General features: G+C 66.5%; 13 protein-coding genes. 9 read left to right on the top strand and 4 right to left on the bottom strand.

Going from position 1 to position 12477, the window contains the following annotated elements; all coding sequences use genetic code 11:
* The first annotated feature begins 152 nt into the window (after positions 1-152).
* From J7024_RS13595 to cobA, 6 genes are all read left to right on the top strand, one after another.
* Complete coding sequence (locus J7024_RS13595) at positions 153-1832, top strand: nitrite/sulfite reductase (RefSeq protein WP_175751022.1); 1680 nt, start codon at positions 153-155, stop codon at positions 1830-1832.
* A gap of 25 nt (positions 1833-1857) precedes the next feature.
* Positions 1858-2400, top strand: a complete 543-nt coding sequence (locus tag J7024_RS13590; protein ID WP_124827307.1) for a DUF934 domain-containing protein — start codon at positions 1858-1860, stop codon at positions 2398-2400.
* Positions 2397-3146, top strand: coding sequence for a phosphoadenylyl-sulfate reductase (locus J7024_RS13585; RefSeq protein WP_124827305.1), 750 nt, complete (start codon positions 2397-2399; stop codon positions 3144-3146). Before J7024_RS13590 ends, J7024_RS13585 begins: the two co-directional genes overlap by 4 nt.
* Before the next feature lie 76 nt (positions 3147-3222).
* Complete coding sequence (cysD, locus tag J7024_RS13580; RefSeq protein WP_124827303.1) at positions 3223-4185, top strand: sulfate adenylyltransferase subunit CysD; 963 nt, start codon at positions 3223-3225, stop codon at positions 4183-4185.
* A 22-nt stretch (positions 4186-4207) separates the two neighbouring features.
* The gene (locus tag J7024_RS13575; RefSeq protein WP_124827301.1) at positions 4208-5524 is read left to right on the top strand and encodes a sulfate adenylyltransferase subunit 1; all 1317 of its coding nucleotides are present in this window, start codon (positions 4208-4210) and stop codon (positions 5522-5524) included.
* A 76-nt stretch (positions 5525-5600) separates the two neighbouring features.
* Positions 5601-6350: a uroporphyrinogen-III C-methyltransferase gene (gene cobA / locus J7024_RS13570; protein WP_124827299.1), complete on the top strand. Its 750-nt coding sequence runs from the start codon at positions 5601-5603 to the stop codon at positions 6348-6350.
* A 116-nt stretch (positions 6351-6466) separates the two neighbouring features.
* Here cobA and J7024_RS13565 read toward each other — a convergent pair whose 3' ends face one another.
* Genes J7024_RS13565 through lptF form a run of 3 tightly spaced genes read right to left on the bottom strand, consistent with a single transcriptional unit; the run spans position 6467 to position 9119 of the window.
* A complete protein-coding gene (locus J7024_RS13565; RefSeq protein ID WP_124827298.1) occupies positions 6467-6850 on the bottom strand; it encodes a sirohydrochlorin chelatase in 384 nt (127 codons plus the stop codon).
* A gap of 25 nt (positions 6851-6875) precedes the next feature.
* On the bottom strand, positions 6876-8024 hold the full coding sequence (gene lptG, locus J7024_RS13560; protein ID WP_096502259.1) for an LPS export ABC transporter permease LptG: 1149 nt from the start codon (positions 8022-8024) through the stop codon (positions 6876-6878).
* 3 nt (positions 8025-8027) lie between these two features.
* The gene (gene lptF / locus J7024_RS13555) at positions 8028-9119 is read right to left on the bottom strand and encodes an LPS export ABC transporter permease LptF (RefSeq protein WP_098550886.1); all 1092 of its coding nucleotides are present in this window, start codon (positions 9117-9119) and stop codon (positions 8028-8030) included.
* Between the two features lie 122 nt (positions 9120-9241).
* Between lptF and J7024_RS13550 the strand changes: the two genes are divergently transcribed.
* Genes J7024_RS13550 through J7024_RS13540 form a run of 3 tightly spaced genes read left to right on the top strand, consistent with a single transcriptional unit; the run spans position 9242 to position 11982 of the window.
* Positions 9242-10753, top strand: a complete 1512-nt coding sequence (locus J7024_RS13550) for a leucyl aminopeptidase (RefSeq protein ID WP_234745120.1) — start codon at positions 9242-9244, stop codon at positions 10751-10753.
* A 34-nt stretch (positions 10754-10787) separates the two neighbouring features.
* Entirely contained in the window at positions 10788-11204 is a 417-nt protein-coding gene (locus tag J7024_RS13545) for a DNA polymerase III subunit chi (RefSeq protein ID WP_059527631.1), read from the top strand.
* Positions 11205-11229: 25 nt separating this feature from the next.
* Positions 11230-11982: a DUF2486 family protein gene (locus J7024_RS13540; protein ID WP_124827296.1), complete on the top strand. Its 753-nt coding sequence runs from the start codon at positions 11230-11232 to the stop codon at positions 11980-11982.
* A 91-nt stretch (positions 11983-12073) separates the two neighbouring features.
* Here J7024_RS13540 and J7024_RS13535 read toward each other — a convergent pair whose 3' ends face one another.
* Positions 12074-12403, bottom strand: a complete 330-nt coding sequence (locus tag J7024_RS13535; RefSeq protein ID WP_124827295.1) for a c-type cytochrome — start codon at positions 12401-12403, stop codon at positions 12074-12076.
* Positions 12404-12477 lie beyond the last annotated feature (74 nt).

Here is a 12477-nt window from a genome sequence, read left to right as displayed (position 1 = left end):
GATTCACCGGAGTTTTTCAAATATGGATATCTGTTTTCGTCATTAGCAATCCAGCCGGGCAGCGGAAGGCCGGCGATGGCGGCGGAACGGAGATTCGGGCGCGACGTGGCTAGGACGTCGCGCGGTCACCACGAAAACCCTGGGGTCCCCGAATGTATCAGTACGACCAATACGACCAGACGATCGTCGACGAGCGAGTCGCACAGTACCGCGATCAGGTGCGCCGCCGCCTGTCGGGCGAGTTGAGCGAAGACGAGTTTCGTCCGCTGCGCCTGCAGAACGGCCTGTACATGCAGCGCCACGCGTACATGCACCGCATCGCGATTCCGTACGGCAACCTGCGCAGCGAGCAGCTCCGCATGCTGGCGCGCATCGCCCGCGAGCACGACCGCGGCTACGGCCACTTCTCGACCCGTTCGAACATCCAGTTCAACTGGGTCGAGCTGGAAGAAACACCCGAGATCCTCGCGAAGCTCGCATCGGTGCAGATGCACGCGATCCAGACGTCGGGCAACTGCATCCGCAACATCACGGCCGATCAGTTCGCCGGCGTGGCGCAAGACGAAGAGATCGATCCGCGTCCGTGGGCCGAGATCCTGCGCCAGTGGTCGACGTTCCATCCCGAATTCGCATGGCTGCCGCGCAAGTTCAAGATCGCGGTGTCCGGCTCGAAGGACGACCGTGCGGCCGTGCAGATCCACGATCTCGGCGTGTACCTGAAGAAGAACGCGCAGGGCGAAGTGGTCGCGAGCATCCTCGCGGGCGGCGGCCTCGGCCGTACGCCGATCATCGGCGCGGTGATCAAGGAAGACCTGCCGTGGCAGCACCTGATCACGTACTGCGAAGCCGTGCTGCGTGTATACAACCGCTACGGCCGCCGCGACAACCTGTACAAGGCGCGTATCAAGATCCTCGTGAAGGCGCTGTCGCCGGCGAAGTTCGCGCAGCAGGTCGAGGAAGAGTGGCAGCACCTGAAGGACGGTCCGTCGACGCTCACGCAGGCGGAAATCGACCGCGTGTCGCAGTACTTCAAGCCGCCCGTCTACGAGAAGCTGGCCGACACCGACGCGTCGTTCGAACAGCACCTGCTCGAGAACAAGGCATTCGCGCGCTGGGTCGAGCGCAACGTCGCGCCGCACAAGGTGCCGGGTTATGCGGCCGTCACGCTGTCGCTGAAGGATCACCGCGTGGCGCCGGGCGACGCGACGGCCGAGCAGATGGAGCAGGTGGCCGACTGGGCCGACGCGTACTCGCTCGGCGAACTGCGCGTGTCGCACGAGCAGAACCTGATTCTCGCGAACGTGAAGAAGCGCGACCTGTTCGCGCTGTGGGAAAAGGCCAAGGCGGCCGGCTTCGCGACGCCGAACGTCGGCCTCCTGACCGACATCATCGCGTGCCCGGGCGGCGACTTCTGCTCGCTCGCGAACGCGAAGTCGATCCCGATCGCGCTGGCGATCCAGCAGCGTTTCGACGATCTGGACTACGTGTACGACCTCGGCGACCTGTCGCTGAACATCTCCGGCTGCATGAACTCGTGCGGTCACCATCACGTCGGCAACATCGGCATCCTCGGCGTCGACAAGGACGGGGCCGAGTGGTACCAGGTGTCGCTCGGCGGCGAGCAGGGCACGGGCCGCAACGGCGCGCGCCTCGGCCGCGTGATCGGGCCGTCGTTCTCCGCTGAAGAGGTGCCGGACGTGATCGCGAAGCTGATCGAGACGTTCGTCGAAGCGCGCATCGACGGCGAGCGCTTCATCGACACGTACGACCGCATCGGCATCGCGCCGTTCAAGGAGCGCGTGTATGCGGCGCGCCAGGCAGTGAACGCGTAACCAACCGGGTAGAAGGAATTTGCAGATGGCTTCGATTATCAAGAACCGCGCAGTGATCGACGATGCATGGCAGGTCGTGCGCGCGGCACAAGACGGCGCGCTGCCCGCGGTCGACACGTTGCCGGCCGGCAAGGTGCTGGTGCCGTTCGCGCTGTGGCAGGCCGAGCGCGCGGCGCTCGTCGCCGCGAAGACGAAGGACGAACTCGGCGTATGGCTCGCGCCGGACAGCGAGCCGGCCGATCTCGTGGCCGACTTCGGCGCGATCTCGCTGATCGCCGTCGATTTCCCGCGCTTCGCGGACGGCCGCGGCTACAGCATCGCGCGCCTGTTGCGCGAGCGTCACGGCTGGACGGGCGAGCTGCGCGCGATCGGCGACGTGCTGCGCGACCAGCTGCTGTACATGTCGCGCTGCGGCTTCGACGCGTTCGCGGTGCGTGCCGACAAGGACATCCACGACGCGCTGAACGCGTTCGGCGAATTCACGCAGCGTTACCAGGGCGCATTCGACGAGCCGGCTCCGCTGTTCCGCCGTCGCGAGGCTGCGGCCGACACCGAGGTGAGCGCATGAGCACCGCGACCGCCATCGCGCTGACGCCGGAACTCGCCGCGAAGGTCGAGCGTCTCGATGCGCTGCTCGCGCAGATCGGCGCGCGCCACGACAAGGTGAAGTTCGCGAGCAGCCTTGCCGCGGAAGACATGCTGCTCACGCACGCGATCCTGTCGAAGGGCGCGTCGATCGGCATCTTCTCGCTGAACACGGGCCGCCTGCACGCGGAAACGCTCGGCATGATCGACCGCGTGCGCGAGCGCTACGGCTACGAGATCGAGCAGTTTCACCCGCAGCAGGACGCGGTCGACCGGTACGTCGCCGAGCACGGCCTGAACGCGTTCTACGAAAGCGTCGAGCTGCGCAAGTCGTGCTGCCACATCCGCAAGGTCGAGCCGCTGAATCGCGCGCTGGCCGACGTCGGCGCGTGGGTCACGGGCCAGCGCCGCGAGCAGTCGGTCACGCGCGCGGAGCTGCACGAGGAAGAGCAGGACGAAGCGCGCGGGATCGCGAAGTACAACCCGCTCGCCGACTGGACGGAAGCCGACGTGTGGGCGTACCTTAAAGCGTTTGACGTGCCGGTCAACCCGCTGCACGCCCGCGGCTACCCGAGCATCGGCTGCGAGCCCTGTACGCGTGCGATCCGCCCCGGCGAGGACAGCCGTGCGGGCCGCTGGTGGTGGGAGTCGCGCGACACGAAGGAATGCGGGCTGCACATCACGATCACGCCGATTCCCGCGGCAGCCGTTGCCGGCGCCGCGCACTGAAAGCCCGATAAGAAACTGAATATTGCGCCGCCTGCGACAGCGGGCGGCACGAACCCAGAAGAGAAGGACTGAAATCATGAGCACGACGCTCGAGCAATCCGCCTTTGCCCGGCCCACCGGTGCCGACAACCGCATGGGCCACCTCGACTGGCTCGAAGCCGAGTCGATCCACATCCTGCGCGAACTGGTCGCCGAGTGCAGCAAGCCGGCGCTGTTGTTCTCGGGCGGCAAGGATTCGGTCGTCGTGCTGCATCTTGCGCTGAAGGCATTCGGCCTCGGCGCGAACCGCAAGACGACGCTGCCGTTTCCGCTCGTGCACATTGACACGGGTCACAACTACGAGGAAGTGATCGACTTCCGCGATCGCCGCGCGAAAGAGCTCGGTGCCGAGCTGGTGGTCGGCCACGTCGAGGATTCGATCAAGCGCGGCACGGTCGTGCTGCGCCGCGAAACAGATTCGCGCAACGCCGCGCAGGCCGTCACGCTGCTCGAGACGATCGAGCAGCACGGCTACACCGCGCTGATCGGCGGCGCGCGCCGCGACGAAGAGAAGGCGCGTGCGAAGGAGCGGATCTTCTCGTTCCGCGACGAATTCGGCCAGTGGGATCCGAAGGCGCAGCGCCCGGAACTGTGGAGCCTGTACAACGCGCGCCTGCACAAGGGCGAGCACCTGCGCGTGTTCCCGATCTCGAACTGGACCGAACTCGACGTGTGGCAGTACATCGCACGCGAAAACCTCGAACTGCCGTCGATCTATTACGCGCACCAGCGCGAGATCGTGCGCCGCAACGGGCTGCTCGTGCCCGTCACGCCGCTCACGCCGATGCGTGACGGCGAGACGAGCGAGGTCGCGCAGGTGCGCTTCCGCACGGTCGGTGACATCAGCTGCACGTGCCCGGTCGAGAGCGACGCGGACGACGTCGAGAAGATCATCGCCGAGACGGCGGTGACCGAGATCACCGAACGCGGCGCGACCCGGATGGACGATCAGGCATCCGAAGCCGCGATGGAACAGCGCAAGAAGCAAGGTTATTTCTGAAGCACACGAGGACATTCACATCATGAGCATCATCGAGAACAACGAAGACCTCGGCGTGCTGCGCTTCATCACCGCAGGCAGCGTCGACGACGGCAAGAGCACGCTGATCGGCCGCCTTCTGTACGACAGCAAGGCCGTGCTGTCCGATCAGCTGTCCGCGCTGTCGCGCGCGAAGAACAAGCGCACGGTCGGCGACGAGCTCGACCTCGCGCTGCTGACCGACGGCCTCGAAGCCGAGCGCGAGCAGGGCATCACGATCGACGTCGCCTACCGCTATTTCGCGACCGCGAAGCGCAAGTTCATCATCGCCGACACGCCGGGTCACGAGCAGTACACGCGCAACATGGTGACGGGCGCATCGACCGCACATGCGGCGATCATCCTGGTCGACGCCACGCGCGTGACGGTCGAGAACGGCGTCGCAGAACTGCTGCCGCAAACCAAGCGCCACAGCGCGATCGTGAAGCTGCTCGCGCTGCAGCACGTGATCGTCGCGATCAACAAGATGGACCTCGTCGACTACAGCGAAGCGCGCTTCAACGAGATCCGCGATGCGTACGTCGCACTCGCGAAGCAGCTCGGCCTGACCGACGTGCGCTTCGTGCCGGTGTCGGCGCTCAAGGGCGACAACATCGTCGGCGCGAGCGAGCGCATGCCGTGGTACGCGGGCGAGCCGCTGCTCGACGTGCTCGAATCGCTGCCGGTCGAGACGCAGGCGCATGACGCGCTGCGCTTCCCGGTGCAGTGGGTCGCGCGCCAGGACGGCAGCTCGGCCGACGACTTCCGCGGCTACATGGGCCGGATCGAATCGGGCGAAGTGAAGGTCGGCGACGAAATCGTCGTGCTTCCGTCGAACCGCACCGCCACGGTCGCCGAGATCGTGGCACCGGTGCCGGGCGGCACGGCTTCCGTCGCACATGCGTTCGCGGGCCAGACGGTTACGATTCGCCTCGAAGAGGACGTCGACGTGTCGCGCGGCGACATGTTCGTCACGACCGCCGAGCCGGTCGCGCCGGCGAAGAAGCTCGAGGCCGACCTGTGCTGGTTCGACGAGACGCCGCTCTCGCCGCAGCGCAAGTATCTGCTGAAGCAGACCACGAGCACGGTGTTCGCGAAGATCGGCGCGGTCAAGGAAGTGCTGGACGTGCATACGCTGTCGCATGCCACCGACCGTCAGGAACTGAAGATGAACGACATCGGCCGCGTGGCGCTGACGCTGCAAAAGCCGATCGTCTGCGATACGTACGACGCACATCCGGGTACGGGCGCTTTTGTGCTGATCGACGAGGCGACGCACCACACGGTCGCCGCCGGCATGATCCGGGCGTTCTCGGCGTAACCGGCGTTGCGCGCCGCCCTCGCGGCGGCGCGCGCCGGTCGCCTTCCGCAGGGGCAGGACAAGCGAAGCGACAAACATGGGCAAGGTGTATCTGATCGGAGCAGGGCCGGGCGCTGCGGACCTCATCACGGTGCGCGGCGCACGGTTGCTCGCGCAGGCCGACGTCGTGCTGCACGACGCGCTGGTCGAGCCGGGGATGCTGGACTACGCGCCGAACGCGCGGAAGATCGCGGTCGGCAAACGCTGCGGGCAGCGCTCGACCGCGCAGCACTTCATCAACAAGCAGATCGTCGATGCGGCGCACGAGCATGTGTGCGTCGTGCGGCTGAAGGGCGGCGATCCGATGCTGTTCGGCCGCGCGGAAGAGGAAATGCGCGCGCTCGAGGCGGCGGGCATCGACTACGAGGTCGTGCCGGGCATTACCGCGGCGCTCGCGGGTGCTGCGACGCTGAAGCGCTCGCTGACGTTGCGCGGCGTGTCGCGCAGCGTCGCGTTCGCGACGCACAGTCGCGCGCCGGGCAGCGACGAGATTCGCGAAGCGGCACGCGCCGATTCGATCGTCTACTACATGGGCCGCGACAGCGCGCCCGGCATCGCGCAGGAACTGATCGACGCAGGCCGTGCGCCCGCGACGCCGGTGGCGATCGTCGAGGCATGCAGCACCGCGCGCGAACGCACGCTGACGCTGACGCTCGCGCAGATGGCGGCGGGCGATGCGCAGGCGTGGCTCGATCCGGCGGAGCCGAGCCTGCTGATGATCGGCGATGCGTTCGCCGAGCGTGCGCGGCTCGTGAAAGCGGGCGATGCATTGCGGGACGCTGCGTGAGTCGACGCGGCGGTGCGCACATGTGGCGCTCGTCTGTTGTTGCCCGGTAGCGGGCGAACCGCATAAAAAAGCGCTGGCAGAAGCCAGCGCTTTTTTCTTTGGAGCCGCGGAAGCCGCTACGCGTCGCCGCCGAGCTGATCGACGCAGTAGCGCGCGATCGCATCGAGCACGCCGTCGTCTTCTCCGACCGCGGTTGCGCAGCGGATCTCGACACCCGGATGCGCGGCGCGGCATGCATCGACGAGTTGCGGCAGGTCGCGGCGGACATGGCCGCCCTGACCGAAGAATACCGGCACCACGGTGATGCGTGTGCAGCCGGCCGCGACCTGGGCGGCGACGGCCGCATCGAGCGACGGCGTCATCAATTCGAGGAACGCGAGCGACACGTGCGGCGCAGACTCGCCCGCGCCGCGCAGCCGCGCGGCCAGCCGCTCGAACGGCTCGGCCCAGCGCGGATCGCGTGCGCCGTGGCCGAACAGGACGATGCCTTGCGAACTCATGTCGAAGCCTCCGCCGTCATGGCGCTCAGTGCCGGTCGACCCACTTCAGCGCGAACAGGCCGAGCGCGAGATAGATGAGTCCCGGCGTCGCCGCGGTCAGCGGCGCGGGCCAAGTATTCAGCGTGCCGATGTGCGAGAACAGCGTGTTGAGCAACTGGAAGCTCATGCCGAGCATGATGCCGCCGAACACCTTCACGCCGACCACGCCCGCACGCGTATGCAGGTACGCGAACGGCAGCGACAGCACGAGCATCACGAACACCGCGAACGGGTACAGCAGCTTGCGCCACAGCGCGATGTCGTAGCGCTGCGTGTCCTGCTGGTTCTCGCGCAAGTGCTGGATGTAGCGGAACAGGTTGATGATCGACATGCGTTCCGGCGACACGAGCAGCACCGACAGGATCTGAGGCGTCAGGTCCGAGCGCAGCCGGTATTCGGGCAGCGTGACCTGCTGCGACCGGTACACGGGGTTCAGCGCGTCGGCCGGCTGGCCGCTGATCGGCTTGATCGGGGTCAGCACCGTTTCCGTGACACCCTTGAGCAGCCAGTGGCCGGGCGGCTCGTAGCGGCCCGTCTGCGCGATCCGCACGTTCTGCAGCTGGAATTTCGAGTCGAACTCGTAGATGCGCACGTTGCTGATCGTCGAGTCCGGGGACAGGCTGCCGACGTTGACGAAGCGCGTGACCTGCTCGCCGTTCTCGCGCGCCGCGAGTGTGTCCTTCACCCACACGCCCGACTGGAAGTTCGACGACACCGATGCGCCGAGCGCCTGCAGCCGCACGCGTTCGGACAGCTGGTCGGCGTACGGGCCGACGAATTCGCCGATCAGGTAGGTGACGATCACGAGCGGAATGCCGATCTTCAGCAGCGAGCGCAGCGCCTGGTTGGTCGCGAGGCCCGACACGCGGAAGATCGTGAATTCCGAGTTCGCGGCCATCTGCGCGAACACGTAGATCGCGCTGATCAGCGCGGCGACCGGGATGATTTCGTAAAAGCGCGACGGCGTCTGCAGCGCGACGCGCAGCACCGCATAGCCGAACTTGTAGTTGCCGTGTCCGACCGAGTTCAGTTCGCTGATCAGGTCGAAGAAGAAGAACAGACCCGAGAACGCGAACAGAATGAAGACGAACGTGACGTAGATCTGCCGTGCGAAGTATTTTTCATAGAGCCGCATCGATCATGCTCCCGAGCGGCCAAACAGCGCGCGTGTAAACAGCGGACGATTGCGCACACGCAACCAGAAGATGAACGCGACGATCACCGCGACGATCGCATGCAGGCCGACGAGGCCGACGCCGAACGACATCTTGCCCTGTTCGATCTGCGACTGGACGACGTTCAGCAGGTTCGAGTACGTGAGGTAGATCAGCACGGCCATCACGAGGTTGATCGTGCGGCTGCGGCGCGGGTTCTGGTACGAAAGCGGGATGCCGAGCACCAGCAGGTTGATCGCGATCAGCGGCAGCCCCGCGCGCCATGCGAATTCCGCGAGGTTGTCGCGCGTCGGGTTGCGCAGCAGGTCCAGCGTCGGCGTGCTGTTGGTGGTCGGCACGTTGGTGACCGGGGTGCTCGTGATCTTCACGCCGTAGCGCTGGAACTCCATGATCTTGAAGTTCGGCTGGCCCGGCGTGCCGTCGTAGCGGCGGCCGTCTTCCAGCACGACGAAGCGATCGCCGTCCTTCGTTTCCGTATGGCCGGTGTGCGACACGACGACGTTGACCTTGCCGTTCTCCGTCGACGTGACGAATACGTTCTGCACCTTGCTCTGGTCCGGCGACATCTTCTCGATGAAGAACACGCGATGGTTCGTCGCCGATTCGCGGAACTGGCCCGGCGCGAGCAGCGAGATTTCGTCGCGCTGCTGGAAGCGTGCCTTGATCATCTTGCTCTGCTGGTTCGACCACGGCCAGCCGACGAATGCGAAGAACGCGATCAGCACGATGATCGGCGTCGCGAATACGCCGATCGGCTTGATCAGGCGCGTGAGGCTCACGCCGGACGCGAGCCACACCACCATTTCGGAGTCCCGGTACCACCGGGTCAGCACGAACAGGATCGACACGAACAGCGTGACGACGAGCATCACGGCGAGATAGCCGATCACGGTCAGGCCGATCAGCACGAGCACGTCTCGCGGATCGATTTCGCCGGACGCGGCGTAGCCGACGATGCGGATCATCATCGTCGTGAGCATGATCGTGAGCAGCACCATGAACACGGCGCCAGCCGTATACGCAAGCTCGCGCTGGAGGGAGCGTTCGAAGATCATTCTTGATGAGAAGAGGGCGGGAGGCTGCGCACGCGTGGTGGAGCGCTCGCGCCGCCACGGGAAAAATAGCGGATAATTGCGGCTTTCATCCTTAGCCCAGATTTTATCCGAGGACAAGCGCGATGGACTTTAGCATAAAAGGCTGTGATTGGAGCAAAGGCGAGGCCAAGGGGTTCCTGACCGGGAAGTCCGACTGCATCGTGCTCGGCATCTTCGAGGCGCAGACCCTATCTGGCGCGGCACTCGACATCGACACGGCCACCAACGGACTGATCTCGCGCATGGTGAAGGCCGGCGACATGGACGGCAAGCGCGGCCGGACGCTGTTCCTGCACGAAGTATCGGGCATCGGCGCGTCGCGCGTGCTGCTCGTCGGCCTCGGCAAGCAGGATGCTTTCAATCAGAAAGCCTACAACGACGCGGTGACGGCCGCATGGCGCGCGCTGCTTGCGACGAAGGTCGTGCAGGTCACGTTCTCGCTCGCGCAACTGCCGGTCGACGAGCGCGGCTCCGATTGGGGCGTGCGCGCGGCGATTCTCGCGCTGCGCAACGAGACGTACCGCTTCACGCAGATGAAGAGCAAGCCGGAGCCGGCATCGCACACGCTCAAGCGCGTCGTGTTCAGCGTCGATCCGTCCGACGAAAAGGCGGCGAAGCTGGCGATCAAGCAGGCCGTCGCGCTCGCCAACGGGATGGATCTGACCCGCGATCTGGGCAACCTGCCCGGCAACGTGTGCACGCCGACCTATCTCGGCAACACCGCGAAGAAGTTCGCGAAGGATTGGGGCCTGAAGGCCGAGGTGCTCGGCCTGAAGCAGATCCAGGCGCTCAAGATGGGTTCGTTCCTGTCGGTCGCGCGCGCCTCGGTCGAACCGCCGCAGTTCATCGTGCTGCACTACCAGGGCGCCGCCGCGAAGGCCGCGCCGGTCGTGCTGGTCGGCAAGGGCATCACGTTCGACACCGGCGGCATCTCGCTGAAGCCGGGCGAGGGCATGGACGAGATGAAGTACGACATGTGCGGCGCGGGCTCCGTGCTCGGCACGATGCGTGCGGTCGCCGAGATGGGCCTGAAGATCAACGTCGTCGCGATCGTGCCGACCTGCGAGAACATGCCGGGCGGCAACGCGACGAAGCCGGGCGACGTCGTCACCAGCATGAAGGGGCTGACGATCGAAGTGCTGAACACCGACGCCGAGGGTCGCCTGATCCTGTGCGACGCGCTGACCTACGCGGAGCGCTTCAAGCCGGCCGCGGTGATCGACGTGGCGACCCTGACGGGCGCATGCGTGATCGCGCTCGGCGGCCACAACAGCGGCCTGTTCTCGAAGGACGATGCGCTCGCGGGCGAACTGCTCGACGCGTCGCGCGAGGCGAACGACCCGGCATGGCGCATGCCGCTCGACGACGAGTACCAGGATCAACTGAAGTCGAATTTCGCGGACATCGCGAACATCGGCGGACGTCCGGCCGGTGCCGTGACGGCTGCGTGCTTCCTGTCGCGCTTCACCGAAAGCTACCCGTGGGCGCACCTCGACATCGCGGGTACCGCATGGAAGGGCGGCGCGGCGAAGGGGGCGACCGGTCGTCCGGTGCCGCTGCTCGCGCAGTTCCTGATCGACCGCGCCGGCCAGTAATGGCGGTGCACACGACGATGCAGGTACGCGGGCAATGACGCGAATCGATTTCCATTCGAACGTCGGCGATTCGCTCGCGTACGCGTGCCGGCTGCTGCGCAAGGCCTATCTGGCCGGGCAGCCGGTCGTCGTGCTCGCCGAGCCCGCGCGCCTGCGCGCGCTCGACGAGCGGCTCTGGACCTTCTCGCCGCTCGATTTCATCCCGCATTGCGGCGTCGACAGCGCGCACGCAGCCGGCACGCCGATCGTGCTGACCGCCGACCTCGACCAGGCGCCGCATCATCACGTGCTGCTGAACCTCGGTGCCGCCGTGCCCGCGCAGTTCGCCCGCTTCGAGCGTCTGCTCGAAGTGGTCGGCAATGCGCCGGACGAACTCGCCGCGGGCCGCGACCGCTACCGCTTTTACCGCGATCGCGGATACGCGCTGAACAACTACAAGCAGGGCAGCTAGCCGAACCCGTCGACGGAGCGTTCCCGTGACACAAGCCGACTCATCCTCAATCCCGACGCTGACCGACGTGCTGGTGCCGGGCAAGCCGGTGCCGGCGCGTGCGTCCGCGGCAGATGCATCGTCGCCGCACGACGATGCCGCCATTCCGGTGCTGACCGACGTGGTTGCGCCGGCCCGTGCCGCCGAAGTTCCCGGCGCGCCGCAACACGTGGACACCGACCCCGAATCCGTGGTGGTCGAGCCGGTGCCGACGCCGTACGTACCGGCCGTCGAACTGCCCGGCGACAGCGATGCGCCGGCCGAACCCGGTGCCGCGGAGCGCGTCGTCGCAGAGGAATCCGCGGCGATGCAGGCGCCGCTTCGTTCGGCGCTCGCCGCCGACGATTCGCAGCCTCACGATCTCGCCGCGGTGCCGCACGAGACAGCCGGGCACTCCGAGGCAGCAGGGCTGCCCGAGGCGCTTGCACCGGCCGTTGACGCACCGGTTCCCGATCACCTCGCCGGCGTGCGGCAGCCGGATGCGGCTGCCGCGCTGACGGCGGAGGACGCACAGTGCATCGCCGAGCGTCTGCGCAACCGTCTGACGAATTATCTGACCGGGGAAGGGCGCGAGGCGATCGAGGCGCGTTGCCGCGACGCGCTGCACGACCATACAGCCTGGCTGGTTGGCCAGATCACGCGCGAAGTGGCGCTGGCGCTCGAAACGGAAGTGATGGATTGGGTTCGCGATGCGGTCGATGACGAGATCGCCCGCCGCCGGAGCGGTCATTCGGGCTGACCACGCGTTCGTTTCGGTGCAGGAACCGCGGGCGCGGTTCCGGTCGCCACCGGCGAACCTGCCGGCACGTGCGCGCGCCGGATCATTCCCTTCAGTGCAGCGATAGCACCCACTGCGCAAGCGTGTGCGCCTCGGCACTCGTCAGCTGCGTATTGGCGGGCATCGGCACGTTGCCCCACACACCCACGCTGCCGTTTACGATCGACTGCGCGAGGTAATCGGCGGCGTCCGTGCGGGCTGCGTACCGGCCGGCGATGTCGCGGAACGACGGACCCATCAACGGCTTGCCGACCGCGTGGCAGGCCAGGCAGTTCTTGCGCTGCGCGAGTGCGAGCCCGTCGGCGCCCGGGTCGGCGTGTGCGGCTGCCGCGCTGCCGGTCAGCAGCATCACGAGCAGCGCGCGCAATATCGTCTGTTTCATGCGGTTCTCCGCCGGCGGGGACGGCCGGCTTCACGGTCCGCGTGCATTATAAGAGTAAAGGGAACGCGCGTTTT

Source organism: Burkholderia sp. WTPI3 (genome assembly GCF_021483755.1).
Taxonomy (GTDB): domain Bacteria; phylum Pseudomonadota; class Gammaproteobacteria; order Burkholderiales; family Burkholderiaceae; genus Burkholderia.
This window is presented reverse-complemented; position numbering and strand designations above follow the sequence as displayed.

Bases quoted from the DNA above. Each gene is read 5' to 3' on its own strand.
- J7024_RS13585 (WP_124827305.1), top strand. From the start codon at position 2,397: ATGAGCACCGCGACCGCCATCGCGCTGACGCCGGAACTCGCCGCGAAG.
- J7024_RS13535 (WP_124827295.1), bottom strand. From the start codon at position 12,403: ATGAAACAGACGATATTGCGCGCGCTGCTCGTGATGCTGCTGACCGGC.
- lptG (WP_096502259.1), bottom strand. From the start codon at position 8,024: ATGCGGCTCTATGAAAAATACTTCGCACGGCAGATCTACGTCACGTTC.
- J7024_RS13565 (WP_124827298.1), bottom strand. From the start codon at position 6,850: ATGAGTTCGCAAGGCATCGTCCTGTTCGGCCACGGCGCACGCGATCCG.
- lptF (WP_098550886.1), bottom strand. From the start codon at position 9,119: ATGATCTTCGAACGCTCCCTCCAGCGCGAGCTTGCGTATACGGCTGGC.
- cysD (WP_124827303.1), top strand. From the start codon at position 3,223: ATGAGCACGACGCTCGAGCAATCCGCCTTTGCCCGGCCCACCGGTGCC.
- J7024_RS13550 (WP_234745120.1), top strand. From the start codon at position 9,242: ATGGACTTTAGCATAAAAGGCTGTGATTGGAGCAAAGGCGAGGCCAAG.
- cobA (WP_124827299.1), top strand. From the start codon at position 5,601: ATGGGCAAGGTGTATCTGATCGGAGCAGGGCCGGGCGCTGCGGACCTC.
- J7024_RS13595 (WP_175751022.1), top strand. From the start codon at position 153: ATGTATCAGTACGACCAATACGACCAGACGATCGTCGACGAGCGAGTC.
- J7024_RS13590 (WP_124827307.1), top strand. From the start codon at position 1,858: ATGGCTTCGATTATCAAGAACCGCGCAGTGATCGACGATGCATGGCAG.
- J7024_RS13545 (WP_059527631.1), top strand. From the start codon at position 10,788: ATGACGCGAATCGATTTCCATTCGAACGTCGGCGATTCGCTCGCGTAC.
- J7024_RS13575 (WP_124827301.1), top strand. From the start codon at position 4,208: ATGAGCATCATCGAGAACAACGAAGACCTCGGCGTGCTGCGCTTCATC.